This is a genomic window from Vandammella animalimorsus, from assembly GCF_002285265.1.
GTDB lineage: Bacteria > Pseudomonadota > Gammaproteobacteria > Burkholderiales > Burkholderiaceae_C > Lampropedia.
Genome location: NZ_NSJB01000004.1, coordinates 139,589 through 163,807 on the forward strand (window position 1 = coordinate 139,589; position 24,219 = coordinate 163,807).

Genomic DNA, 24,219 nt, shown 5'->3' on the forward strand with positions numbered 1-24,219 from the left:
CAGGCCAGCCGGCCCGCGCCACACCGGCCAGCGCCGGCACAGCGGACACTGCGCCGGCAGACAACGGGCCAGCAAGTCAACACGCAACAAATGCAAAGGCATGGCAGGCTCCTGAACATTGGCAACCCTGCCTCTGGGCCACCCGCGCTGGCAGCGTCCAGGCACGGCCTGCCAGCGCGCCCCATCATGCCACGGCAGGCCTCACCGCCTACCGCCTATACTCGCGCGCTGGCTGCGCCGCCCCCACCGCCTCCACTGACCACATGTCGTCCGCAGACACCCCACCGACCCTGGACCCTACCGCACTGGCGCGCTGGCAAGCGCGCGCGCCGGCGGCCAGCCCCTGGCTGCACGAAGAAGTCGGTCGGCGCATGCAAGAGCGCCTGGCCTGGATGGCTCGCGCACCACAGACCTGGTGTGACTGGGAACCCGTGCGCGGCGGCATGCAAACCCACGACCTGATCGTGCAGCGCTACCCAAAAAGCAGCTGCTGGATCGTGCAGCAACAGCCCGAGCAGCAACGCGTGGCAGCCCAACGCTGGCGCACACCGCGCTGGGCCCGCTGGGCCGGCCGCGCCGCCGTGCACCTGCAAGAGCCTGCGCCGCAAAGCCTGGACATGCTCTGGGCCAACATGGCCCTGCACCAGCAGGCCCAGCCCCCCGCCGTACTGCGCCGCTGGGCGCAATGGCTCAAGCCCGATGGCATGGTGCTGTTCTCCTGCCTTGGGCCCGACACCCTGCAGCAACTGCGCAGCCTGTACCAGCAACTGGGCTGGCCGCCGCCTGCGCAGCAATTCACCGACATGCACGACCTGGGCGACATGCTGGCGGCCAACGGCTTTGCCGAGCCCGTCATGGACATGGAGTGCATCGAGCTGCAATACACCAGCACCGAGCGCCTGCTGCAAGAGCTGCGCGAGCTGGGCCGCAACCTGCACCCACAGCGCTTTGCCGCGCTGCGCGGGCGCCAATGGCTGGCGCAATGGCACCAGGCCCTACAAAGCCTGGCCGACGCGCAAGGCCGCATCGGGCTGACATTTGAAATCGTCTACGGCCACGCCATCAAGGCCGCCCCCGCAATGCCCGTGGCCGCCCAAACCCACATCAGCCTGGCAGACATGCGCCAGAGCCTGCAAAAACACCGCCGCGAAACTTGAGCGCCCGCGCAAAGTCTTTGCGTGACAGGCAATCAAGCCGATTGGAGCTGTGGTCTGGCGTTGCAAACGCCTCGCCCCGGGCCACCGGGGTCCGACTGCGTTTTGCTGCTTGTATCCCATCCCAAACCGCTTCTTGCCCACTCGCGCCGAGGCTTTGAACAGGTTCTGAGCTGCAATACAGCCAGACCGCACGGCGACGCAGGCGCTGTTCGCGATTGGGCTGCCAACAACCGGCAGCTGGCGCCAACCACGTCGGGGATTGGCAAATCTTGGGGCCAGAAAAGCCGAAAGCCGGGCATGCCCGGCTTTCCATTTTTTGCATCTAGCTACAAAAGCATCAGCTTGTTAGCGACCAGAGCACAAATCCCAGTGAACTAGTGACAGCGATTATAACCCCATCCGCTCTGTCTCTGCATATCCATGCGCAATTATTTGGTCGCGCACCCCAACACTGGCAATGCACTGGTGGCGTAATCCCCAATTCAAGAACTCCACGCACACAAGCCACAAAATGTTAAATTGCGCGCAAACGGTGTCTCGCGGATAGTCTGCGAAGGGCTTCTGGGAGGCACTTAACCTGAGGTCGTAAAACAGCAAAGAGGGGCTACAGCAAGTAGACAGGGCTTTCGAGCCGCCCCCTGGTGACAGACATGGATGCCGCACAGCATCCATCAATGCATGAATGTGTGGAAAGGGACTGGTTTCGTGTCAAGAAAAAGAAACATCATTCGTTACCGACTGGCTTTGGATCTGGGCTCCACCTCGCTGGGCTGGGCCATCCTGCGCCTGAATGCTGACAACCAGCCCACCGCCATCCTCAAGGCTGGCGTGCGCATCTTCAGCGATGGCCGAAACCCAAAGGATGGCTCCTCTCTGGCCGTGACCCGCCGCGCCGCCCGCGCCATGCGCCGCCGTCGCGACCGCCTGCTCAAGCGCAAGGCGCGCATGCTGGACAAGCTGATTGCACATGGCTTCTTCCCACAGGACGAGGCCGCGCGCAAAGCATTGGAGGTGCTCAATCCCTACCAGTTGCGCGCCGAGGGCTTGCAGCGCGCACTGATGCCGGGCGAGTTCGCCCGCGCAATGTTTCATATCAACCAGCGCCGCGGCTTCAAGAGCAACCGCAAGACCGACAAGAAAGACAGCGACAGCGGCGCCCTCAAAACCGCCATCAGCCAACTGCGCCAGCAACTGCAAAACGAAAACGCCCGCACGGTAGGCGAATGGCTGTGGCAACGCCTGCAAGCCGGCCAAGGCACGCGTGCCCGCTACCGGGAAACGCGCATCGCCACCGACACAGGCAAGGGCAAGATCGACAAAAGCTACGACCTCTATATCGACCGCCAGATGGTGGCCGATGAGTTCGATGCGCTGTGGGCCGTGCAGGCGGCCTTCAACCCCGTACTGTTCAACGAGCAGGCACGGGCCGAACTGCGCGACACCCTGCTGCATCAACGCCCGTTGCGCCCGGCCAAGCCAGGGCGCTGCACCTTGCTGCCGGAAGAAGAGCGCGCCCCGCTGGCCCTGCCCAGCACGCAGCGTTTTCGCATCCTGCAAGAGGTGAATCACCTGCGCATTCTGCACCCAGACTTGCGTGAAGAAGCATTGACGCTGGATCGGCGCAATGCCATCGTGGCCTTGCTGGAGAACAGGGGAAAAGTCACGTTCCAGGCCATGCGCAGAACACTCAACCTGGGTGATGCCGTGCAATTCAATTTGGAAGACGCCAAGCGCCGTGAACTCAAGGGCAATGCCACCACGGCGGCACTGTCGAAAAAGGAACTGTTCGGGGCAGCGTGGCACGACTTTGACGAAGCCTTGCAGGACGACATCGTGCTGCGCCTGGTCACGGAAGAAAGCGAAGCCGAACTGGTGCAATGGCTGATCGAAAACACTGGCGTGGATGAGGCACGCGCCACGGCCATTGCCAACACTGGCCTGCCAGAAGGCTACGGCAGCCTCAGCCGCAAGGCACTGGCGCGCATCGTGCCTGCGCTGCGCGCCGAGGTCATCACCTACGACAAGGCGGTGCAGGCCGCCGGCTTTGCCCATCACAGCGATTTGCGATTCAGTTTCGAGTACGACAGCGCCGATGTGGAGCAGGTGGGAGAGCGTATCGACAAAACCACCGGCGAAATCCTGCCTGTGTCTGCCTTCAAGCAGTTGCCCTACTACGGCAAGGCGCTGCAACGTCACGTGGCCTTTGGCAGTGGCAACCCGCAAGACCCGGAAGAAAAACGCTACGGCAAGATCGCCAACCCCACCGTACATATCGGCCTGAACCAGGTGCGCCGCGTGGTCAACGATTTGATCCGACGTTATGGCCGGCCAACCGAAATCGTGGTGGAACTGGCGCGCGAGCTCAAGCAAAGCCGTGAGCAAAAGCTGGAGGCGCAACGCAAGCAAGCCGACAACCAAAAGCGCAATGCGCGCATTCGCGCGGAAATTGCGCCTATCTTGGGCATCAGCGAAGAGCGGGTGAAGCATGCAGACATTCAGAAATGGATCCTGTGGGAGGAGTTGAGCTTTGACGTCGCCGACCGCCGCTGCCCCTACAGCGGCGTGCAGATCAGCGCGCGCATGCTGCTCAGCGATGAGGTGGAAATCGAGCACATCCTGCCCTTCTCTCAAACGCTGGATGACAGCCTGAACAACAAAACCGTTTCCATGCGGCAAGCCAACCGCATCAAAGGCAACCGCACGCCTTGGCAGGCGCGGCAGGACTTTGAGGCGCAGGGCTGGCCGTACGAGGGCATGCAGCAACGCGCCGAACGCATGCCCCGCGCCAAACGCTACCGCTTCGCGCCCGATGGTTACGAACGCTGGCTGGGTGAGGACCAAGGCTTTCTGGCGCGCGCGCTGAATGACACGCGCTATCTCTCGCGCATCGCCCGGGATTACCTCACCCTTGTCTGCCCCGGCGGTGTGCGGGTGATTCCGGGGCGGATGACGGCTTTGCTGCGCGCCAAGTTCGGCCTGAATGGGGTCTTGAGCCTGAGCGGCGAGAAAAACCGCGATGACCATCGTCACCATGCCGTGGACGCCTGTGTCATTGGCGTTACTGACCAGGGTCTGTTGCAGCGCTTTGCCGAGGCCAGCGCGATGGCTCGCCAGCAAGGACTGGAAAAGCTGGTGGAAACGATGCCCTTGCCTTGGGAAACCTACCCAGCGCATGTGCAGCGCGCCGTACAAAACATCTGGGTCAGCCACCGCCCCGACCATGGGCATGAGGGCGGCATGATGGAAGAGACTTCCTACGGCATCAGCAAGGATGGGCGCATCAAGCAGCGGCGCAAGGCCGATGGCAGTCAAGGGCGTGAGATCAGCAATCTGATCCGCATCAGCGAACCAAGCCAGCCCGAGCGCCACGGCGTAGACGCCGAAGGCCAGCCTTTGCCCTACAAAGGCTATGTCGGCGGCAGCAACTACTGCATCGAAATCACGCGCAATGACAAAGGCAAATGGGAGGGCGAAGTGATCTCGACCTTCCGCGCCTATCAAATCGTGCGCAAACATGGCGTGGCGCGCCTGCGACATCCAGAGATGGCACAGAACGGGAAGGCGCTGGTGATGCGCCTGATGATTGACGACTGCGTGCGCCTAGAATTGGACGGACGGGAAGAGACGATGCGTGTGGTGGTAATTCCCAGGAACGGACAGGTCTTCATGGCGCCACTGCACGAAGCCAATGTGGATGCCCGCAACCGGGATAAGAATGATCCGTTCTCCTATATCTCGAAGATGGCCGGCTCCTTCCTAAAAGCCAAAGCCCGCCACATCACCATCTCGCCCATCGGCGAGCTGCACGACCCCGGCTTCAAGGGCTGAGCAAGGGGCGCAGCATGATCGGCCGCATTGTCGAAATCGCAGACGACAGGCGGCACCTGTTCGTCAACCGCGGTTTCATGGTGGTGCGCGATACCGACGGCGAGCGCAAGGAGTTGGGCCAGGTGCCGCTGGACGACATCGCCGCCGTCATCGCCAATGCCCACGGCATCAGCTACACCAACAACCTCCTGGTGGCTCTAGCTGAGCGCGGCGCGCCCTTCGTACTGTGCGCGGCCAACCACAATGCCGTGGGCATGCTGCTGACGCTGGACGGCCATCACGTGCAGGCCAAGCGCATCGAAGCGCAAATCGCCGCCAGCTTGCCCACGCACAAGCGGCTGTGGGCGGCCATCGTCAAATCCAAACTGGAGCAACAAGCCGCCGCACTGGAGGCCGCAGGCGCGCCCACTGCGCCCTTGACTGCATTGGTGCGCAAGGTCAAAAGCGGTGATCCGGAAAACGTCGAAGGCCAAGGCGCACGGCGCTACTGGGGCTTGCTGTTCGGCAAGAACTTCCGCCGCGACCAGAACGCCGGCGGCCTCAACGCCCTGCTCAACTACGGCTACACCATCCTGCGTTCTGCCACCGCCCGCGCCGTGGTGGCTGCCGGCCTACATCCCAGCATCGGCCTGCACCACAGCAATGATGGCAATGCCATGCGCCTGGTGGATGACCTGATGGAGCCTTTCCGCCCAGTCATCGACCTGAAGGTCTGGCAATTGCAGCGTGCCGGCGAAGAACAAGTCACGCCCGAAGCCAAGCGCGCCTTGGTGCACACGCTTTACGACGACATGCAAAGCAGTGCCGGTGCGACGCCGGTGATGGTTTGCATGCAGAAACTGGCCGTCTCGCTGGCCCAGGTGTATCTGGGCCAGCGCGACAAGCTGGAACTGCCGCTGCCGGGCTTGCCGCTCGCTCTGGCCAAAGGTCTGGACCAGGAATGACACAATGCCATGCTTTCAGGATACCGACTGATGTGGATGCTGGTGATGTTCGACCTGCCCGTGCTCACCAAAGCCGAGCGCAAGGCCGCCAGCGATTTCCGCAAATCGCTGCTCGACATGGGCTTCGAGATGAGCCAGCTCAGCGTCTATCTGCGCTTTTGCACCAGCCAGACCCAGCTGGATACTTACGCTCGCCGAGTCGAAGCCATCCTGCCCAGCGGCGGCAAGGTCAGCGTGCTACAGTTCACCGACAAGCAGTACGAGCGCATCCTCACCTTCCATGGAAGGGCCAAGCAGCCGCCGTTGAAAGCACCCGATCAGTTCACTCTTTTCTAGCTTGAAGCATGATTCCCACCCCCGAAAAAAGCAGAAAACTCCTTGTAGAACAAGGAGTTACTGCAGAGGGAATTTTAGATCACTGGGATTTGTGCTCTGACCGGAACCACCTGTACCAGCGTGCTCGCAACCAAGGAAATTTTAGATCACTGGGATTTGTGCTCTGACCGGAACCTCGGAAGTGAACCATTGCAGTTTGCCTTGATTTTAGATCACTGGGATTTGTGCTCTGACCGGAACTCGACGCCGGCGCAGACGGACGCCCGCTCAATTTTAGATCACTGGGATTTGTGCTCTGACCGGAACGCCTGCACGCGCACTGCGCGCACCAGGCCGATTTTAGATCACTGGGATTTGTGCTCTGACCGGAACTGGCGGTCGGTGTCTAGTGCCTCTGCAGCAATTTTAGATCACTGGGATTTGTGCTCTGACCGGAACTGTGCACTTCAATTCCTGTTCGCAATTGCCAATTTTAGATCACTGGGATTTGTGCTCTGACCGGAACGGTCGCGCAGCTGTCCGGCTGACCCTGTATATTTTAGATCACTGGGATTTGTGCTCTGACCGGAACACGCAAAGTCATCGCTTTGGCTCCTGTAAAATTTTAGATCACTGGGATTTGTGCTCTGACCGGAACATGCTGAAGCTGCACGGCGGTTTCGTGCGCATTTTAGATCACTGGGATTTGTGCTCTGACCGGAACAGGAAAGCATTATGTTTGTGTCATTTGATTATTTTAGATCACTGGGATTTGTGCTCTGACCGGAACAAGACGGCGACCTGCCCGAGCAGCCTGAAAATTTTAGATCACTGGGATTTGTGCTCTGACCGGAACTGGCAATCCTGCCTGTGCCAGGTCGCGATGATTTTAGATCACTGGGATTTGTGCTCTGGCCGGAACTCAACAAAGAGGTGACCGAGCTGGCCAAGAATTTTAGATCACTGGGATTTGTGCTCTGACCGGAACGTCGGCAACCTGATCGACCGGCTGCTGCTGATTTTAGATCACTGGGATTTGTGCTCTGACCGGAACAAGAGCGACAAGCGCATGGAAGGCCGCACCATTTTAGATCACTGGGATTTGTGCTCTGACCGGAACCAGCGCAATCGCCGCATTTATCCTTGCGTTATTTTAGATCACTGGGATTTGTGCTCTGACCGGAACAGTCCATCAGCGTTGCGATAACACTTATGAATTTTAGATCACTGGGATTTGTGCTCTGACCGGAACAGGCATACGCGCGCGCCCTTGGCCTGCCGCATTTTAGATCACTGGGATTTGTGCTCTGACCGGAACCGAAGGCGATTGCTGGGTGACGGATGATGCATTTTAGATCACTGGGATTTGTGCTCTGACCGGAACAGCAATCCTTCAGCATCGATGCGGCTCCTAATTTTAGATCACTGGGATTTGTGCTCTGACCGGAACTCGCCCAATGCCGACCCCGCAGTGCTGCAGGATTTTAGATCACTGGGATTTGTGCTCTGATAGTGCGCACACATTTAAAGCAAATCAGGTAGCATTTATTACTGCGTCACCACAACAAAGCCCGCCTGCGATTATCTCGGCGGGCTTTGTCGTTTGGTTAGGTCGCTCAGGTTGCGAAAAAATGGAAGGGCTGGATTCTTGTCAGCACGTCTGCAGCCTTTTCTTTAGCTGCACGCAGGTCGTATTCAGACTGCAGATTGATCCAAATTTGCGCATCCGTTTTGAAAAATTTGGCCAGGCGCAGGGCTGTGTCTGCGGTGATGGAGCGCTTGCCGTGCACGATCTCGTTGATCCGGTGCGGTGACACTCCAATTGCCTTGGCCAAGGCGTGTTGGCTGATGCCCATGGGCTCCAAAAACTCCTCGTTCAGAATCTCGCCGGGGTGGGGCCATGTGAATTGAGTCATTGTTCCCTTTCAGTGATCGTCCACGCTATCTACATCGTCTGCGTTGTTGGTGACTTCATTCCACTTTAAGCAAATGCGCCACTGACCGTTGATGCGAGTACTGAACTGCCCTTGGCGGTCAAATTTCAATGCTTTCAGGCGGTTGCTAGGCGACAAACACAAAAATTGATGCTGTTTTCGGCGTGCAGCAATGCGATTTGCTGCAGCACTGCTTTTGCGATATTGGCAAATCTCTTTTTCGGCAGAAATCAAAAGCTCCGCCGCATCTTCGCACTTGGAGCCGGAAATCGTTCTATGATATTAGCAAGTTTCGTTGATATCATCAACCATCATGAAAGCTCTATCAGTGCGCCAGCCTTGGGCTGATGCAATCGCTTCTGGTCAGAAGTGGATCGAGTTCCGATCTCGGCCAACGCAATATCGCGGTGATCTGGTGATCTGCTCATCGCGGTTCAATGAGGGCTACGTCGTGGACGTGAATGGGGAGGAAAAACCACTTCCTCTCGGTGTTATGCTGTGCGTCGTCAAGCTGATTGACTGTAGGCCAACAAAAAAGGCCGACGCTAAGCAGCCGGGGTATGGTGGTGCGGATGGCTATTTCTCGTGGATTCTGGACAATCAGATAGATATTTTGGTTCCGAAGCCAGTGCGCGGGATGGTTAATTTCTTCACAGTCCCCGACGATGAAATTGAGTTCGCGCCAGAAGGCAAATTCTGGTTCGATTACATGTAAGCCAAAGGGCTTGCATCAATCCATAAGAATGCCTCATTGACGCCCAAAGGGCGAGCCTATCTGGTCTCTCAGTATTGGGCTCGGACGCAGCTGCCCTGGCGCTGGTATCAGCCACCGCATCGCACGCAAGTGGCTGCGTCGCTTCGCCGCCGAGGGCGAAGCTGGTTTACTCGATCGTAGATTGCGCGCCCTTCACTGCCCACAGCGCAGTGATGCTGGCAAGAGCGCGCGCCATGGCTCTGCGCTCCGCACTCAGCGGCTGACCAATGTCTGGATTGACAAGCGAGTAGGCCTGCCCATCAGCACGGAGGCAAGAGCTTGTCAGGCCACAGACGTAGCCCGATTGCCACCTTACAAGAACACCGCCTGTGCGTCATTACAAGTGCAGGACCGCCGGCAAGTTGCTACACCTAGACACCAAGCAGCAGATTTGCGTTCTTATCAGACGGGCCATGGTGCAATAAACGAAATCAATTGTATATATATTGCAACGCCCCGAATTCTAACCCAATCAAAATCATTAAAATTTTACCGTAGGGATCTAAAGTAAAATCCATAAACCCAAATAATCAATATCACTTTTCTCTGACTGATGCATTTGATCCAAGGGTACGATACAGCTGGATCACGGCTTCAACAATCACAATTCCTTTCATTTATACCAACAGCTGCCCCGCCAGCTCCAGTACCGACAGCGGAGCCGAGCCCTCGGCCTTGTTGTTGATGGTCACATAGGCGTTCTGGCCTGCGCCGCAGGTGCCGTTGATGACGCGTGCCAGTTGCGCGCGGGTTTCGGGGTCGGGGTCTTGCAGGCGGTTGAATGGCGCGTATTCGGCCTTGGCGCTTTCGTAGCCGTAGGCGCCGTGGCGGCGGTGCAGGTTCCAGCGGCACACCAAGGGGCCTGGCCACAGCGCGCGCAGCAGCGGCAACTGCTCTTCAATGGGCGGCATTTTGGCGTGCAGGCCCAGACAGTAGGTGATGGGGTTGCCGCGGGCCTGGCGCGCCGTGCGCAAGACCTGGGCCAATTGCGGGGCATGGGCGGGGGCCAGAAAGGCGGCGTCGCGCACTTCGAGCGCGAGGACGCCATCGGGCGCCACGGGGGCCAGCGGTGGCATGGCCGCCAGCAAGGCACCGATGCGCTCGATCAGCGCGGGCAACTCGACCAGCCGCGCGCGGGGCAAGGGGCTGAGCTGAAACACCAGCGCGCCCACTTTGTGGCCCAGACCTTGCAATGCGGGTTGGATGAATTCGCGCAGCGCCAGCTCTGGATTCAGAAACATCGGATTGGGCGCGCGGCCGCAGCCGTCTTCGGCGCGCACCAGCGCATCGCAGACCAGGCTCGGGGCCTTGACGACGAAGCGAAAGTCATGGGGCACTTGCGCCGCATAGTGCGCGTATTGCTGGGCGCTCAATGGGCGGTAGAAGGCCCGATCCAGGCTGACGCTGCGCAGCAACGGGTGGGCGGCGTAGGCGGCCAGCCCCTGCCGAGAGAGTTGGCTTTGGTCGTAGTCGCCATCCCACACCAGCCCGGCCCAACCGGGGAAGTGCCAGGAAGAGGTGCCCATGCGCAGGCGGGGCGGCAAGGCTGCCGCCAGGGTCTGTATGCGGGCATCGGGGGGCGCGGCGCGCACCGCTGCTGTACGGTTGCGCCGCAGCGGCGTACCCTGGGCTGGTACGGCCTTGCGCTGCGTATGCGTGTCCTCGGCCAAAGGGCCTGCCTGGTCACTGGCCCGGCGGGCTTGCTGGGCCTCTCGGGCGACGGGCTCGGCAGGCAAGGGCAGGGCCTCGAACAGGGCTGTTTGCTGCGGTGGCGGGCTGGCGGGCATGGCGGCGATGATAGGGCCACGCGCCGACTGGCGCCCATGAAGTACAGCCGACACATCCGGCCCAGGCGGCACAATGGCACAGGCGCCTGCCGTGGTGGCGAGCGCATGCGCACAGACGACAGGGAGGAGAAAGATGCGTTGGTTGGGATTTGCCGGGCTGTTGCTGGCCCTGCTCATCACGGGCCTGGTGATCAAGCAACAGCTACAAGCCACACGCCCTGCCCCGCCCCCGCCGGGCGCGGGTGTGGCCTTGCCCAATGGCGCGAGTAGTGATGGCGCGAGACCGCCCATCACCAGGGCAACGACGCCAGAGGCCTACGGCGAACAAGTCCGGCAGCAGTATCAACAGACGCTGGATGCGGCCATGGAGCAGCAGCAACGCGCGCTGGAGGCCGCTGCTCAGTGAGCGATGCGCTGCGGCGCCAGCGCGGTCAACGCGGCTTTGGCGGCGTGCCGGGCGCGGCCATCATGGAGAAATCGCGCTCGAAGCGCATCAGGTGCTGGCCGCCATCGACCAGCAGCGTGGTACCGGTCAGCGAGGCATTGCTCAGCGCGAAGTGCACGGCGGCGGCCACATCCTCGGGGGTGGACGAGCGCCCCAGCGGGCTGAGCTGGTGCAGGCGCGCAAAGCTGTCGGCATCGAGGAATTCGCTGGTCAGCGTCAGCCCCGGCGCCACGCCGACGACGCGCACCCAGGGTGCCAGCGCCAGGGCCAGCATGGTGCCGGCCGCTTCCAGCGCCGCCTTGGAGAGGGTGTAGCTGAGAAAGTCCGGGTTCTGGTTCCAGAGCTTCTGGTCCAGCAGGTTCACGACCACGCCCTGCGGTCTGGCCGTGGCCGCCGCATCATCGCCAGTTGCAGCAGCGGCGCGCGCTTGCAGGTGGGCCTGCAGGGCCTGGGCCAGCACGATGGGCGCGGCCGTGTTGCTGCGCAGGTGCTGCTCCAGGCTGGCGTAGGTGAAGCCGCTGGCATCGTCGAACTCGAAACGCGAGGCGCTGTTGACGATGGCATCGACGCGGCCAAAGCGCGCCAGCGCCGCAGGCAGCAGCGCGCGCGTCTGCGCCTCGTCGTCAAAGTCGGCGGCCAGCGCCTCGCTGTCGGCCCCGGCGGCGCGGCAAGCCTGCGCCGTAGCCTGCGCGGCGGCGCTGGAGTGGCGATAGTGCACGGCCACATTCCAGCCCTGCTGCGCCAGATGCACGGCGATGGCCGCCCCCAGGCGCAGGCCAGCCCCGGTGACCAGCACGGTGGGCCTGGCGCGGCCGGCGGGCAAAGCGGTGGCAGGGCTGGGGTTGGGGGACATGAAGGGCTGCGACAATCGCGGCATGGACGATGAAACACACGCAAACGCGCTGAGTGTAACCGGCCCCTTGTCGGCCAAACTGCGCCAGGCCATCGCCGCCCAGCAGGGCTGGCTGGGCTTTGACGCCTTCATGCACATGGCCTTGTACGAACCCGGCCTGGGCTATTACAGCAATGCGCGGCGCAAGATCGGGGCCATGCCTGCCACCGCCACACCCGCTGGGGCTGGCGAAGGCAGCGATTTCGTCACCGCGCCGGAGCTCTCGCCGCTGTTCGGCCGCTGCGTGGCCGTGCAACTGGCGCAGGCGCTGCGCGTGAGCGGCACCGACACGGTGTACGAGTTCGGCGCAGGCCACGGCAGCCTGGCGCGCGAGGTGCTGGGCACGCTGCAGGCCATGGGCGCGCCGCTGCGGCGCTACTGCATCATCGACGTCTCCGGCGCGCTGCGCGCGCGCCAGGCTCAGACCCTGGCGGCATTCGGCGCGCAGGTGCAATGGCTGGACGAGCTGCCGCCCACCCTTGAAGGCGTGCTGCTGGGCAACGAGGTGCTGGACGCCATGCCCGTGAAGCTGCTGGCCTGCAAGCAGGGCCAATGGCATGAGCGGGGCGTGGCGCTCGATGCCGCCGACGCTTTCACCTGGGCCGACCGCCCCAGCGCACTGCGCCCGCCCTGTGAGCCCAACGCCAGCGAGCTGGCCGCCCAGGCCTGGCCAGGCGATGCGCTGCCGCTACAGGGGCCGGGCGATGCCTGCGATTACCTGACCGAAATTCACCCCTGGGCCGAAGCCTTCGTGCGCACCTGCGCAGAGCGCCTGCGCAAGGGCGCCATGCTGTGGATCGACTACGGCTTTGGCGAGCGCGAGTACTACCACCCGCAGCGCCGCAGCGGCACGCTGGCCTGCCACTTCCAGCACCGCATGGACGACCAACCCCTGCACGACGTAGGCCAGAAGGACATCACCAGCCACGTCAACTTCACCGGCATTGCCGTGGCCGCACAGGAAGCCGGCCTGGAAGTGCTGGGCTACACCTCGCAGGCGCGCTTTCTGATCAACTGCGGCATCCAGCCGATGCTCGACGCTGCCAGCCTGCCCGAGCGCGCCATGGCCGCCAAGCTGCTGCACGAGCACGAAATGGGCGAGCTGTTCAAGGTGATGATGCTGGGCGCAGGCCCATTCTGGGAGCCGCAAGGCTTTGCCAGCGGCGATCGCACGCATACGCTGTAGCCGCCTTGTAGCGCCGCCCCGCATCGAACATCCTGCGCGCGCAGTAAAAAGCCCTTGCGGCAGGCCATGCAGCAAGGGCTTGAAATGTCTGGAGGCGCGGCCCGGAATCGAACCGGGGTCAACGGATTTGCAATCCGGTGCATAACCACTTTGCTACCGCGCCAGAAACCGCGCATTCTACACGAGTTGCGCTGCCCGCGCAGGGAGGATCGCCAGCAGCATGCAAAGCCCGTGCCGGACATTCTCGGTGCAGGCTCAGGCCTGCTTGGCCTCCTCGCGGCAGATCAGCAGCGGCGGCGCGCCTTCGGTGATGGTGGCCTCCTCGACGACGACTTTCTGCACATCGTGCATCGACGGCAGTTCGTACATCGTGCTCAGCAGCGCCTGCTCCAGGATGGAGCGCAGCCCGCGCGCGCCGGTCTTGCGCGCAATGGCCTTGCGGGCGATGGCCTGCAGGGCCTCGGGGCGGATTTCCAGCTCGACGTTTTCCATGCCCAGCAGCTTGGCGTATTGCTTGACCAGCGCATTGCGCGGCTCGGTGAGGATTTGCACCAGCGCGGCCTCGTCGAGCTCGGCCAGCGCGGTGACCACCGGCAGGCGGCCGATCAGCTCGGGGATGATGCCGTACTTGATGAGGTCTTCGGGCTCGATCTGGGCAAACAACTCGCTGACGCTGCGGCCGGCCTTGGACTGCACCGCCGCGCCAAAGCCGATGCCCGAGGCCTCGGTACGGTTTTCGATGACTTTCTCCAGCCCGGCAAAGGCGCCGCCGCAAATGAACAGGATGTTGGAGGTATCGACCTGCAGAAAATCCTGGTTGGGGTGCTTGCGCCCGCCTTGCGGCGGGATGCTGGCCATGGTGCCTTCGATGAGCTTGAGCAGGGCCTGCTGCACCCCTTCGCCGGAGACATCGCGCGTGATCGAGGGGTTGTCGGCCTTGCGGCTGATCTTGTCGATCTCGTCGATGTAGACGATGCCGCGCTGGGCCTGCTCGACCTTGTAGTCGCAGCTTTGCAGCAGCTTCTGGATGATGTTTTCCACGTCCTCGCCAACGTAGCCGGCCTCGGTCAGCGTGGTGGCATCGGCCATGACGAAGGGCACGTTGAGCATCTTGGCCAGGGTCTGCGCCAGCAAGGTCTTGCCCGAGCCGGTCGGGCCGATGAGCAGGATGTTGCTCTTGGAGAGCTCGACCCCGTCGTCGGCCGCGCCAGCGCCTTGCTGGTCGCGGTGCCACAGGCGCTTGTAGTGGTTGTAGACCGCCACGGCCAGGGCCTGCTTGGCCTTGTCCTGGCCGATGACGTACTGGTCCAGGTTGGCCTTGATCTGTGCGGGCGTGGGCAGATCCGGGCGGGCCTCGGCGCCATCGGCGCTGGCGCCGGCTTCATGGGCCTCGCTGTGCACCAGCTCGTTGCACATGGCCAGGCATTCGTCGCAGATGAAGCCATTGAGTCCGGCAATCAGCTGTTTGACTTCGTGCTGGTTCTTGCCGCAGAAGGAGCAGTACAGGGTTTTTTCGCCATTGGCGCGGTGTTTGTCAGCCATTCGCGCAGTGCCTTTGAATGAGGAAAAAGGGGCGATTGGCGCAGCCTGGGCAGGCATGCGCCGTGCAGGCGCCAAGGGCCTGCTTCAGCCGCCGCGTTTCTCGACGACGCTGTCCACCAGGCCGTAGTCCTTGGCCTCCTGGGCGGTCATGAAGTAGTCGCGCTCGGTGTCGCGCTGGATCTTTTCGTAGGGCTGACCGGTGCGCTCGGCCAGGATGCGGTTCATCTGCTCCTTGGTGCGCAGGATGTCACGGGCGTGGATCTCGATGTCGGTGGCCTGGCCGCGCGCGCCGCCGAGCACCTGGTGGATCATGACCTTGCTGTTGGGCAGCGAGTAGCGCTTGCCCTTGGCGCCAGCGGCCAGCAGGAAGGCGCCCATGCTGGCGGCAAAGCCCAGGCACATGGTGGAGACGTCGGGCTTGATGAACTGCATGGTGTCGTAGATCGACATGCCGGCCGTGACGCTGCCGCCCGGGCTGTTGATGTACAGCGAGATGTCCTTGTCCGGGTTCTCGCTTTCCAGAAACAGCAGCTGCGCCACCACCAGGTTGGCGGTCTGGTCGTTGACTTCGCCGACGAGAAAGACCACGCGCTCCTTGAGCAGGCGCGAGTAGATGTCAAAAGCGCGTTCGCCCCGACCCGATTGTTCGATCACGGTGGGGATCAGCCCCAGGTTGCGGCTGGGTTCGCGGCTGGATTCGAAAAGGGTCATGGCAGCTCCTGGAATAAAAGGCTCATGCACGGCGCAACGCGCCTGGCGCCGCCCGTGCAATCAGCCGGCATGGTACACGATGGCCCATGCGCCAATGGCCGGCACAGGCCTGCGGCCACACGGGCACGCGACGGACACGGTGGCCCCAATAGATAAGGGCCTGTGCGGCAAGACACAAGCCCTTGAAATGAATGGCGCCAGCAGCGTACGGCTCTGCTGGCGCCCACCCGGCAGGGGCGGCGAAGCCGCGCGGCGGGCTCAGGCCTTCTCGGCCTCGCCCTCGGCAGCCGGCTCGGGCTGGCTGGGGTTCATCAGCTCGTCAAAGCCAATGGTCTTGTCCACCGTCTTGGCCTGTTGCAGCACGTAGTCGGTGACGTTGTTCTCGATCACCACCGCCTCGACATCGGCCAGGCGCTGGCGGTCGGCGTAGTACCACTTGACCACTTCCTCGGGCTTTTCGTAGCTGGCGGCCAGCTCCTCGATGTGGGCGCGCAGCTGCTCGGGCTTGGCCTGCAGGTCATGGGCGCGCACCAGCTCGGCCACCACCAGGCCCAGGCGCACGCGGCGCTCGGCCTGCGGGCGGAAGATCTCGGCGGGGATGGGCGATTGGCCAACGTCCTTGATGCCGCGCATGCGCAGCTCCTCGCGCGCGCCCTGCTCCAGGCGGGCGATTTCGTTTTGCACGCTGGCATTGGGCAGATCCAATTCGGCCTTGGTCAACAGGGCATCGAGCACGGCCTGCTTGTTGCGGGCACGCACGCGGAATTTGACTTCGCGCTCCAGGTTTTTGCGGATGTCGTCCTGCAGGGCGGCCACGGTGGCAGCCTCAACGCCCAGAGACTTGGCGAATTCATCGGTCACCTCGGGCAGGTTGGCGGCCTCGACCTTGTGTACGGTGACGAGGAAATCGGCCGTCTTGCCGGCCACATCGGCGCCGTGGTAGTCGGCCGGGAAGGCCAGCGGGAAGGTCTTGCTCTCGCCGACCTTCATGCCACGCACGGCGTCCTCAAACTCCTTGAGCATCTGGCCTTCGCCCACCATGAAGGCAAAGCCTTCGGCCTTGCCGCCAGGGAAGGGGTCGCCATCGATCTTGCCCTCGAAGTCGACGGTGACGCGATCGCCGTCCTGCACGGCATCGTCCTTGCCGCGCTGGGCGAAGGTGCGGCGCTGCTTGCGCAGGATGTCCAGCGTGCGCTCGATGGCTGCTTCATCCACTTCCACGTTGACGCGCTCGATCTCCAGATCGCCCAGGCCATCAATCTTCACGTCGGGGAAGACTTCAAACACTGCTTCGAAATCGATGAAGCCTTCGGCAGCGCCTTCCTTTTCCGTGATGCGCGGCCGGCCGGCAACACGCAGCTGGGCCTCGTTGGCAGCCTGGTTGAAGGCCTCGCTGACCTTGTCGTTGAGCACTTCGTACTGCACGGAGCCGCCGTAGCGCTGCGCCACCACGGACAGCGGCACCTTGCCGGGGCGGAAGCCGTCCATCTTGACGGAACGCGCCAGACGCTTGAGGCGCGCCTGCACCTCTTGCTCGATGGTGCTGACAGGCACGTTCAGCACGATCTTGCGCTCGAGTTTCTCCAGTACTTCAACATTCACAGCCATGGGAATCGTCCTATAGGGGGATACGGATGCAGGCGGCCGGGCGCGGATCGCATGCCTTGCCTGCACGAGAGGATTTCGTGGGTGTTTTGCAGCCCGCCAATGGCTGCAGTCCATCGGTGGTGCGCGGGGGGGGACTCGAACCCCCACACCATCAACTGGCGTCAGGACCTAAACCTGGTGCGTCTACCAATTTCGCCACCCGCGCACGGTGTTTCGCCGCCGCCCAGGGAAAAAGCCCCCAAGGCAAGGCCCGCTTCGCTCGCGGTAAAACCGGATGATTCTACAGAGGTTTGACCGCGCCCGCGCCAAAGCCCTGCAGGGCATAAAAAAACCGCCACTGGGCACATGGCCAGATGGCGGTTGTGACTGGCGCTGTCCGGGTCGCGCGACGCGCGACCCAGCCCGTAATAGGCTCATTCCTCCAGCGTGATGCGCTTGGCGGTGTAGACGTTGCTGCCCGAGCGGTCGAACTCGACGCTGACTTTTTGACCCTGCTTGAGGTTGGCAAAGGCCTGCAGCTCTTCGCTGTAATCGGTCTCGGCATTGGTTTGGAAGGTGATGCCTGCCACCACCAATGTCTTGTTGCTCTGGTTGGCCACGTCAATGCGCCCTTTGAGCGTTTCCGCAAACGAACTGGTGGCGCAGGCGGCCAGCGCAACGCTGGCCAGCACGGCCAGATGGGTTTTGTTCAAGATGGATTTCATGTCACCCCCTTATTGGGATTGGGTACTGCTAGCGCGCGCCGCGCCCGGCGCGCTGCGGGCTTCATTTGGAGACGGCCTGTACCACGTACTGTGCCCCATCGCGCGAGAACTCGATTGTGATGCGGTCGCCGGGCTTGAGCTGGCCCAGCCCGCCCACGCCCTGGTACTGCGTGGCCTGAGTGGTCTGAAAGGTGATGCCATTGAGCTGGATGGTTTGCGCACCCGGATCGATGGCATCGACGCGGCCTTTCATGGTTTCGGCCGCAGCGGCGCCTGCGGTCACCGTCAGGGCGGCCAATGTCGCGGCGCGGACTTTCTGCATCGTGCTGGGCATGGTGGACTCTCCTTTCCTCAGCAATGTAAGGCTGCGGCAGACTGGCAGCCTGCCGCACAAGCGGTGAAATTGTAGTCACTTGCCCGCGCCCCGGCGCAACAGCGATGGCCCGTCAAGTATTGAGGCGCTGGCTGACCAGGGAGTCCACCACCGAGGGGTCGGCCAGCGTGCTGGTGTCGCCCAGTTGCTCGGGCGCGTTTTCGGCGATCTTGCGCAGGATGCGGCGCATGATCTTGCCCGAGCGCGTCTTGGGCAGGGCGGGCGCCCATTGCAGGTGGTCGGGCGTGGCGATGGGGCCGATGACTTTGCGCACGTGGGCGATGAGCTCTTTTTTCAGCTCGTCCGTGCCCTCCACGCCCGCCACCAGGGTGACGTAGACGTAAATGCCCTGGCCCTTGAGGTCGTGCGGGTAGCCCACGGCAGCGGCTTCGGCCACCTTGTCGTGCAGCACCAGGGCGCTTTCCAGCTCGGCGGTGCCGATGCGGTGGCCGCTGACGTTGATGACGTCGTCCACCCGGCCGGTGATCCAGTAGTAGCCATCGGCATCGCGGCGGCAGCCGTCGCCGGTGAAGTACATGCCGGGGTAGGCCTTGAAGTAGGTGTCGATGAAACGCTGGTGGTCGCCGAACACGGTGCGCGCCTGGCCGGGCCAGGAGTCGAGGATGACCAGGTTGCCCTCGCCCTCGCCTTCGATGAACTGGCCTTCGGCATCGACCAGCGCGGGCTGCACGCCAAAGAAGGGCTTGGTGGCCGAGCCGGGCTTGAGGGCGGTGGCGCCGGGCAGCGGCGCGATCATGAAGCCGCCGGTCTCGGTCTGCCACCAGGTATCGACGATGGGCAGCTTGCCGTTGCCGACCACGTCGTGGTACCAGCGCCAGGCCTCGGGGTTGATGGGCTCGCCCACGGAGCCCAGCAGGCGCAGGCTTTGGCGCGAGGTTTTTTTCACCAGCTCGTCGCCGTCGCGCATCAGGGCGCGGATGGCCGTGGGGGCGGTGTAGAAGATGGTGACCTGGTGCTTGTCCACCACTTGCCAGAAGCGCGAGCCATCGGGGTAGCTGGGCACGCCCTCGAAAATCAGCGAGGTCGCGCCGTTGGCCAGCGGGCCATAGACGATGTAGCTGTGGCCGGTGACCCAGCCGACGTCGGCGGTGCACCAGTAGATGTCGTCCTCGCGCAAATCGAACACGGCCTCGTGGCTGAGGCTGGCGTGCACCAGATAGCCGCCGGTGGAGTGCACCACGCCCTTGGGCTTGCCGGTGGAGCCGGAGGTGTAGAGGATGAACAGCGGGTCTTCGGCGTTCATGCGCTCGGGTTCGCACTCGGCGCTCTCGCTGGCGGTGATCTCGTGCAGCCAGAGGTCGCGCCCGTCCTGCATGGCCACGTCGCCGCCGGTGTGCTGGAGCACGATGACTTTTTCCACCGTGTCCGTGCCTTCTTGTTGCAAGGCGGCATCGACGTTGGCCTTGAGCGGCACCTTGCGCCCGGCGCGCAGGCCCTCGTCGGCGGTGATGACGACTTTGGCGCTGCTGTCGCGCACGCGATCGGCCACGGAGCCGGGCGAGAAGCCGCCGAACACCACGTTGTGGATGGCGCCAATGCGCGCGCAGGCCAGCAGGGCCACGGCGGCATCGGGCACCATGGGCAGGTAGATGGTGACGCGGTCGCCCTTTTGCACGCCCAGCTTGCGCAGCGCGTTGCCCAGCTTGCACACGCGCTCGTAGAGCTGGCGGTAGGTGACTTTCTGCGCCGGGGTGTCGGGGCTATCGGGCTCCCAGATGATGGCGACCTTGTCGCCGCGCTCGGCCAGGTGGCGATCCAGGCAGTTGACGCTGACGTTGAGCTCGCCATCGGCAAACCAGCGGGTGTGGAAGTGGTTGGGGTCGAAGCTGGTGTCCTTGATGACGGTGGGCTCCTTAAACCAGGTCAGGCGCTTGGCCATCTTGCCCCAAAAGCCGGCGGGGTCGTTGACCGACTCCTCGTACATCTGCTGGTACTTCTCGGCCGTGATGGTGTTCGGGCCGGCCAGGGCCGGGTTGACGGGGTACAGGTCTTGTTGACTCATGGCGATACCTCTCTCAATCGTTGACATCATTCAAAATCAAACGCCGCAGCCCGGCGGGGCCGCTGGCCTACGCCGGACTGCTGCGCGCTGGCAAAACCCAGCGGCTTTTTCATGCTCAGTGCGAAGACGCCTTGGCAGCCCCCAGCCCCGTCTCCGAGCGCACCTGCTGCGCCGGGAAGGCCGCGCGCTCGGCCTGGGCATTGCGGCTCTTGTCCGTGATGGAGAACAGCCAGATGCCGATGAAGGCCAGCGTCATCGAGAACAACGCCGGTGAAGCATAGGGGAAGGGCGCCGAGCCTTTGGCGTTGCCCAGCACGGCCTCCCACACCGAGGGGGAGAGCACCGTCAGCACCACCGAGGAGATCAGCCCCAAGAAGCCGCCAATCACCGCGCCGCGCGTGGTCATGTCCTTCCACAGGATGGAGAGAAACAGCACCGGGAAGTTGGCCGAGGCCGCCACCGCAAAGGCCAGCGAAACCATGAAGGCGATGTTCTGCTTCTCGAACACAATGCCCAGCAGCACCGCCACCACGCCCAGCACCAAGGTGGTAAGGCGCGAGACCTTCAGCTCTGCCGCGCTGTCGGCCTTGCCCTGCTTGAACACGGTGGCATACAAATCGTGCGACACCGCCGAAGCGCCCGAGAGCGTCAGCCCCGCCACCACGGCCAGGATGGTGGCAAAGGCCACGGCCGAGATAAAGCCCAGGAACACGTTGCCGCCCACGGCATTGGCCAGGTGCACGGCCGCCATGTTGCTGCCGCCGACCAGGCCGCCCTTGGCATCGAGGAACTGCGGGTTGGCACTGACCAGCACGATGGCGCCAAAGCCGATGATGAAGGTCAGGATGTAGAAATAGCCAATCCAGGTCGTGGCCCAGAACACGCTCTTGCGCGCCTCCTTGGCGTTGGGCACGGTGAAAAAGCGCATCAGCACGTGCGGCAGGCCCGCGGTGCCGAACATCAGCGCCATGCCGAAGCTGATGGCCGAGATCGGATCCTTGATGAAATTGCCCGGCCCCATGATGGAGTTCGAGCCTTTGACCTCGACCGAGGCCTTGAACAGGTTTTCAAAGCTGAAGCCATAGGCCTGCATCACCATGAAGGCCATGAAGCTCGCGCCCGCCAGCAGCAGGCAGGCCTTGATGATCTGCACCCAGGTCGTGGCCGTCATGCCGCCAAACAGCACGTACACCATCATCAAAATGCCCACGATGATCACGGCGTAGATGTAATCCAGCCCGAACAGCAGCTTGATGAGCTGGCCCGCGCCCACCATCTGCGCGATCAGGTAAAACGCCACCACCACCAGCGTGCCGCTGGCGGCAAAGGCGCGGATTGGCCCCTGCTGGAAGCGATAGCCCGCCACATCGGCAAAGGTGAACTTGCCCAGGTTGCGCAGCTTCTCGGCCATCAAAAAGGTGATGACCGGCCAGCCCACCAGAAAGCCGATGGAGTAAATCAGCCCGTCATAGCCATTGGCCATCACCGCCGCCGAAATGCCCAGAAAGGACGCGGCCGACATGTAATCGCCCGCAATCGCCAGGCCATTCTGAAAGCCCGTGATGCCGCCGCCGGCGGTATAGAAGTCGGCCGCCGACTTGGTGCGCGCCGCCGCCCACTTGGTGATCCACAAAGTGCCCGCGACGAACACGCCGAACATGATGATCGCCGTCCAGTTGGTGGACTGCTTTTGCAGCTCGCCCAGATCGCCGCCAGCGGCCCAGGCCCCTGCAGCGGCAGCGGCCAACAACAAGCCCAGCGCGGCCTGGCGCGCCCGCGCGGCAGTCACGCAAAAACCCTGTGCATTCATTGGCGTGCCTCCTCCAGAACCTTGCGCGTGAGCGCATCGAACTCGGTATTGGCGCGGTACACGTAAATGCCCGTGATCACAATCGTGAACACGATCACCCCCAAGCCGATGGGAATGCCCACCGTTGTCACCCCCGTGCCCAGGGGCTTGGCCAGAAAGGACTTGTCGAACGCAATCAGGCCGATGTAGCCGTAATAGACCAGCAACATCAGAATCGTCAGCGCCCAGCCAAAACCATTGCGCTTGCGGCGCAGCAGCTGGTAGTTGGGGTTGTTCTCGATGCGTTGGACCATCGGGTCCGCAGCGTGGCTGTGCAAGGCACTCATGGCAGTCTCCAATCTCATCGTTATCACAGAACCTGTTCACGATCTCTGACCGCATGCCGCCAAACAGCGCGCCCTGGATCCCCAGGCACGCGGCACCGCGCAGCATTCAGGCAAGCGCCAATTTAGCGGCCCACCCCCTGGGGCCGCCAGACGACTTTAGTCTTAAGGGATTACCCAAATCGGCGCCAAGCGGCCATGCCCTGGCAGCGCCAGCGCAGCCGCGCTTTGCCACTACACTACTTCGCCCTCCGCCCCCACCGCCCAGCGCCCGCCGCCCGCCCACAAGGAGCCCGCGCCCGTGATCACCGAACTGGAATTCCAAAGCCTGGCCCGCGAGGGCTACAACCGCATCCCTCTGATGGCGCAGGCCTTTGCCGACCTGGAAACGCCACTGTCGCTGTACCTGAAGCTGGCCCACGCGCACGATGGCGGGCGCAACAGCTTCTTGCTCGAATCGGTGGTTGGCGGCGAGCGCTTTGGCCGCTACAGCTTCATCGGCCTGCCCGCGCGCACGGTGCTGCGCGCCAGTGGCTTTGGCGCGCAGGCGCGCACCGAGGTCATCACCGATGGCCAGGTGGTCGAGACCGACCACGGCAACCCGCTGGATTTCATCGCCCGCTACCAGGCGCGCTTCAAGGTGGCGCTGCGCCCGGGCATGCCGCGCTTTGCCGGCGGGCTGGCCGGTTACTTCGGCTACGACACGGTGCGCCACATCGAGCGCAAGCTGCAGGCCAGCTGCCCGCCCGATGACCTGCAGCTGCCCGACATCCTGCTGCTGCACACCGAGGAGGTGGCGGTGATCGACAACCTCTCGGGCCGGCTGTATCTGCTGGTCTGGGCCGACCCGGCCCAGCCCGAGGCCTACAGCCGCGCCAAGCGCCGCCTGCGCCAGCTGCGCGAGCTGCTGGCGCGCAGCGTGACTGTGCCGCCCGTGGCGCCCAGCGCCAGCCACGCGCCGCTGCGGCGCTTTGCCAAGGACGACTATCTGGCCGCCGTGGCGCGCGCCAAGGAGATGATCGCCGCCGGCGAATTCATGCAGGTGCAGATCGGCCAGCGCATCGAGCAGCCCTACACGCAAAGCCCGCTGGCGCTGTACCGCGCGCTGCGCTCGCTCAACCCCAGCCCCTACATGTACTACTACCACTTCGGCAGCGCCGCCACGGATGCGCCGCCGGGCGCGGCCGACGATGGCCTGCACGTGGTGGGCGCCAGCCCGGAGATCCTGGTGCGCCAGGAGCGCTGCGAGGGCGGGCAGAAAATCACCATCCGCCCGCTGGCGGGCACGCGCCCGCGCGGCGCCACGCCCGAGCTGGACAAGGCCGCTGAGCAAGAGCTGGTGGCCGACCCCAAGGAGCGCGCCGAGCACGTCATGCTCATCGACCTGGCGCGCAACGACATCGGCCGCATTGCCGAAGTCGGCAGCGTGCAGGTGACCGAGGCCTTCGTGGTCGAGCGCTACAGCCACGTCATGCACATCGTCAGCAATGTCGAGGGGCGGCTGCGCCCCGGCCTGGGGCCGATCGACGTGCTCAAGGCCTGCTTTCCGGCCGGCACCCTCACCGGCGCGCCCAAGGTGCATGCCATGGAGCTGATCGACCAGCTCGAGCCCGTCAAGCGCGGCCTGTACGGCGGCGCCTGCGGCTACCTCAGCTACGCTGGCGACATGGACGTGGCCATCGCCATCCGCACCGGCCTGGTCAAGAACCAGACCCTGTACGTGCAGGCCGCCGCCGGGGTCGTGGCCGACTCCGTGCCCGAGATGGAATGGCGCGAGACCGAACACAAGGCCCGCGCCCTGCTGCGCGCGGCCGAACTGGTAGAAGAAGGATTTGACACATGAACAGCCCCTGCCCGGCCCCCGGCCCCGCAGCCCCCAGCCC

General features: G+C 63.3%; 21 protein-coding genes, 2 tRNA genes and 1 CRISPR repeat array. Of the genes, 9 read left to right on the forward strand and 14 right to left on the reverse strand.

Going from position 1 to position 24,219, the window contains the following annotated elements:
- Positions 1-263 precede the first annotated feature (263 nt).
- From CK625_RS08255 to cas2, 4 genes are all read left to right on the forward strand, one after another.
- Positions 264-1,157, forward strand: a complete 894-nt coding sequence (locus tag CK625_RS08255) for a methyltransferase domain-containing protein (RefSeq protein WP_095539830.1) — start codon at positions 264-266, stop codon at positions 1,155-1,157.
- A 705-nt stretch (positions 1,158-1,862) separates the two neighbouring features.
- Positions 1,863-4,985 carry a type II CRISPR RNA-guided endonuclease Cas9 gene (gene cas9, locus CK625_RS08260; RefSeq protein ID WP_238945575.1) on the forward strand — a complete coding sequence of 1,041 codons (3,123 nt, stop codon included), beginning with the start codon at positions 1,863-1,865 and terminating at the stop codon, positions 4,983-4,985.
- A gap of 14 nt (positions 4,986-4,999) precedes the next feature.
- Positions 5,000-5,929, forward strand: a complete 930-nt coding sequence (cas1, locus tag CK625_RS08265; RefSeq protein ID WP_095539831.1) for a type II CRISPR-associated endonuclease Cas1 — start codon at positions 5,000-5,002, stop codon at positions 5,927-5,929.
- A gap of 9 nt (positions 5,930-5,938) precedes the next feature.
- Entirely contained in the window at positions 5,939-6,265 is a 327-nt protein-coding gene (gene cas2, locus CK625_RS08270; protein WP_172425121.1) for a CRISPR-associated endonuclease Cas2, read from the forward strand.
- A 71-nt stretch (positions 6,266-6,336) separates the two neighbouring features.
- A CRISPR array of direct repeats spans positions 6,337-7,761; the repeat unit is 36 nt; unit sequence ATTTTAGATCACTGGGATTTGTGCTCTGACCGGAAC.
- Positions 7,762-7,860: 99 nt separating this feature from the next.
- On the opposite strand, the gene CK625_RS08275 is transcribed toward cas2, so the two are convergent.
- Complete coding sequence (locus tag CK625_RS08275; protein WP_095539833.1) at positions 7,861-8,160, reverse strand: HigA family addiction module antitoxin; 300 nt, start codon at positions 8,158-8,160, stop codon at positions 7,861-7,863.
- 9 nt (positions 8,161-8,169) lie between these two features.
- A complete protein-coding gene (locus CK625_RS08280) occupies positions 8,170-8,412 on the reverse strand; it encodes a type II toxin-antitoxin system RelE/ParE family toxin (protein ID WP_238945576.1) in 243 nt (80 codons plus the stop codon).
- A gap of 79 nt (positions 8,413-8,491) precedes the next feature.
- Here CK625_RS08280 and CK625_RS08285 point away from each other — a divergent pair, with 79 nt between their 5' ends.
- Complete coding sequence (locus CK625_RS08285; RefSeq protein ID WP_095539835.1) at positions 8,492-8,893, forward strand: ASCH domain-containing protein; 402 nt, start codon at positions 8,492-8,494, stop codon at positions 8,891-8,893.
- A gap of 106 nt (positions 8,894-8,999) precedes the next feature.
- On the forward strand, positions 9,000-9,443 hold the full coding sequence (locus tag CK625_RS14285) for a hypothetical protein (RefSeq protein ID WP_429001305.1): 444 nt from the start codon (positions 9,000-9,002) through the stop codon (positions 9,441-9,443).
- A gap of 106 nt (positions 9,444-9,549) precedes the next feature.
- Here the strand turns inward: CK625_RS14285 and CK625_RS08295 are convergent, their stop codons facing one another.
- Positions 9,550-10,719, reverse strand: a complete 1,170-nt coding sequence (locus tag CK625_RS08295) for a DUF72 domain-containing protein (protein WP_095539837.1) — start codon at positions 10,717-10,719, stop codon at positions 9,550-9,552.
- 133 nt (positions 10,720-10,852) lie between these two features.
- Here CK625_RS08295 and CK625_RS08300 point away from each other — a divergent pair, with 133 nt between their 5' ends.
- Positions 10,853-11,125, forward strand: a complete 273-nt coding sequence (locus CK625_RS08300) for a hypothetical protein (protein ID WP_143326230.1) — start codon at positions 10,853-10,855, stop codon at positions 11,123-11,125.
- 25 nt (positions 11,126-11,150) lie between these two features.
- Here the strand turns inward: CK625_RS08300 and CK625_RS08305 are convergent, their stop codons facing one another.
- Positions 11,151-12,017, reverse strand: coding sequence for an SDR family oxidoreductase (locus CK625_RS08305; RefSeq protein ID WP_095539870.1), 867 nt, complete (start codon positions 12,015-12,017; stop codon positions 11,151-11,153).
- Between the two features lie 22 nt (positions 12,018-12,039).
- Between CK625_RS08305 and CK625_RS08310 the strand changes: the two genes are divergently transcribed.
- Positions 12,040-13,242 (forward strand): class I SAM-dependent methyltransferase, encoded by a 1,203-nt coding sequence (locus tag CK625_RS08310; RefSeq protein ID WP_095539839.1) that lies wholly within the window; start codon positions 12,040-12,042, stop codon positions 13,240-13,242.
- An 89-nt stretch (positions 13,243-13,331) separates the two neighbouring features.
- On the opposite strand, the gene CK625_RS08315 is transcribed toward CK625_RS08310, so the two are convergent.
- From CK625_RS08315 to CK625_RS08360, 10 genes are all read right to left on the reverse strand, one after another.
- A tRNA-Cys gene (locus tag CK625_RS08315) sits at positions 13,332-13,405 on the reverse strand.
- 92 nt (positions 13,406-13,497) lie between these two features.
- Positions 13,498-14,784: an ATP-dependent Clp protease ATP-binding subunit ClpX gene (gene clpX, locus CK625_RS08320; RefSeq protein WP_095539840.1), complete on the reverse strand. Its 1,287-nt coding sequence runs from the start codon at positions 14,782-14,784 to the stop codon at positions 13,498-13,500.
- A gap of 84 nt (positions 14,785-14,868) precedes the next feature.
- Positions 14,869-15,495, reverse strand: a complete 627-nt coding sequence (gene clpP, locus CK625_RS08325; RefSeq protein ID WP_095539841.1) for an ATP-dependent Clp endopeptidase proteolytic subunit ClpP — start codon at positions 15,493-15,495, stop codon at positions 14,869-14,871.
- A 258-nt stretch (positions 15,496-15,753) separates the two neighbouring features.
- The gene (tig, locus tag CK625_RS08330) at positions 15,754-17,103 is read right to left on the reverse strand and encodes a trigger factor (protein ID WP_095539842.1); all 1,350 of its coding nucleotides are present in this window, start codon (positions 17,101-17,103) and stop codon (positions 15,754-15,756) included.
- 117 nt (positions 17,104-17,220) lie between these two features.
- Positions 17,221-17,308: transfer RNA gene (locus CK625_RS08335), tRNA-Leu, on the reverse strand.
- 208 nt (positions 17,309-17,516) lie between these two features.
- Positions 17,517-17,807 carry a DUF5666 domain-containing protein gene (locus CK625_RS08340; protein WP_095539843.1) on the reverse strand — a complete coding sequence of 97 codons (291 nt, stop codon included), beginning with the start codon at positions 17,805-17,807 and terminating at the stop codon, positions 17,517-17,519.
- 61 nt (positions 17,808-17,868) lie between these two features.
- Positions 17,869-18,141, reverse strand: a complete 273-nt coding sequence (locus tag CK625_RS08345) for a DUF5666 domain-containing protein (protein WP_095539844.1) — start codon at positions 18,139-18,141, stop codon at positions 17,869-17,871.
- Between the two features lie 112 nt (positions 18,142-18,253).
- Positions 18,254-20,230 (reverse strand): acetate--CoA ligase, encoded by a 1,977-nt coding sequence (gene acs / locus CK625_RS08350; protein ID WP_429001304.1) that lies wholly within the window; start codon positions 20,228-20,230, stop codon positions 18,254-18,256.
- An 88-nt stretch (positions 20,231-20,318) separates the two neighbouring features.
- Positions 20,319-22,013, reverse strand: coding sequence for a cation acetate symporter (locus CK625_RS08355; protein WP_095539846.1), 1,695 nt, complete (start codon positions 22,011-22,013; stop codon positions 20,319-20,321).
- Complete coding sequence (locus CK625_RS08360) at positions 22,010-22,339, reverse strand: DUF485 domain-containing protein (protein ID WP_095539847.1); 330 nt, start codon at positions 22,337-22,339, stop codon at positions 22,010-22,012. The genes CK625_RS08355 and CK625_RS08360 overlap by 4 nt, the downstream gene beginning before the upstream one ends.
- Before the next feature lie 298 nt (positions 22,340-22,637).
- Between CK625_RS08360 and CK625_RS08365 the strand changes: the two genes are divergently transcribed.
- Entirely contained in the window at positions 22,638-24,179 is a 1,542-nt protein-coding gene (locus CK625_RS08365; protein ID WP_095539848.1) for an anthranilate synthase component I family protein, read from the forward strand.
- Positions 24,180-24,219 lie beyond the last annotated feature (40 nt).

Excerpts from the sequence above, each read along its gene's own strand:
- CK625_RS08255 (WP_095539830.1), top strand. The coding sequence starts at position 264 with ATGTCGTCCGCAGACACCCCACCGACCCTGGACCCTACCGCACTGGCG.
- cas1 (WP_095539831.1), top strand. The coding sequence starts at position 5,000 with ATGATCGGCCGCATTGTCGAAATCGCAGACGACAGGCGGCACCTGTTC.
- cas2 (WP_172425121.1), top strand. The coding sequence starts at position 5,939 with ATGCTTTCAGGATACCGACTGATGTGGATGCTGGTGATGTTCGACCTG.
- CK625_RS08275 (WP_095539833.1), bottom strand. The coding sequence starts at position 8,160 with ATGACTCAATTCACATGGCCCCACCCCGGCGAGATTCTGAACGAGGAG.
- CK625_RS08285 (WP_095539835.1), top strand. The coding sequence starts at position 8,492 with ATGAAAGCTCTATCAGTGCGCCAGCCTTGGGCTGATGCAATCGCTTCT.
- CK625_RS08295 (WP_095539837.1), bottom strand. The coding sequence starts at position 10,719 with ATGCCCGCCAGCCCGCCACCGCAGCAAACAGCCCTGTTCGAGGCCCTG.
- CK625_RS08300 (WP_143326230.1), top strand. The coding sequence starts at position 10,853 with ATGCGTTGGTTGGGATTTGCCGGGCTGTTGCTGGCCCTGCTCATCACG.
- CK625_RS08305 (WP_095539870.1), bottom strand. The coding sequence starts at position 12,017 with ATGTCCCCCAACCCCAGCCCTGCCACCGCTTTGCCCGCCGGCCGCGCC.
- CK625_RS08310 (WP_095539839.1), top strand. The coding sequence starts at position 12,040 with ATGGACGATGAAACACACGCAAACGCGCTGAGTGTAACCGGCCCCTTG.
- clpX (WP_095539840.1), bottom strand. The coding sequence starts at position 14,784 with ATGGCTGACAAACACCGCGCCAATGGCGAAAAAACCCTGTACTGCTCC.
- clpP (WP_095539841.1), bottom strand. The coding sequence starts at position 15,495 with ATGACCCTTTTCGAATCCAGCCGCGAACCCAGCCGCAACCTGGGGCTG.
- tig (WP_095539842.1), bottom strand. The coding sequence starts at position 17,103 with ATGGCTGTGAATGTTGAAGTACTGGAGAAACTCGAGCGCAAGATCGTG.
- CK625_RS08340 (WP_095539843.1), bottom strand. The coding sequence starts at position 17,807 with ATGAAATCCATCTTGAACAAAACCCATCTGGCCGTGCTGGCCAGCGTT.
- CK625_RS08345 (WP_095539844.1), bottom strand. The coding sequence starts at position 18,141 with ATGCCCAGCACGATGCAGAAAGTCCGCGCCGCGACATTGGCCGCCCTG.
- acs (WP_429001304.1), bottom strand. The coding sequence starts at position 20,230 with ATGTCAACGATTGAGAGAGGTATCGCCATGAGTCAACAAGACCTGTAC.
- CK625_RS08355 (WP_095539846.1), bottom strand. The coding sequence starts at position 22,013 with ATGAATGCACAGGGTTTTTGCGTGACTGCCGCGCGGGCGCGCCAGGCC.
- CK625_RS08360 (WP_095539847.1), bottom strand. The coding sequence starts at position 22,339 with ATGAGTGCCTTGCACAGCCACGCTGCGGACCCGATGGTCCAACGCATC.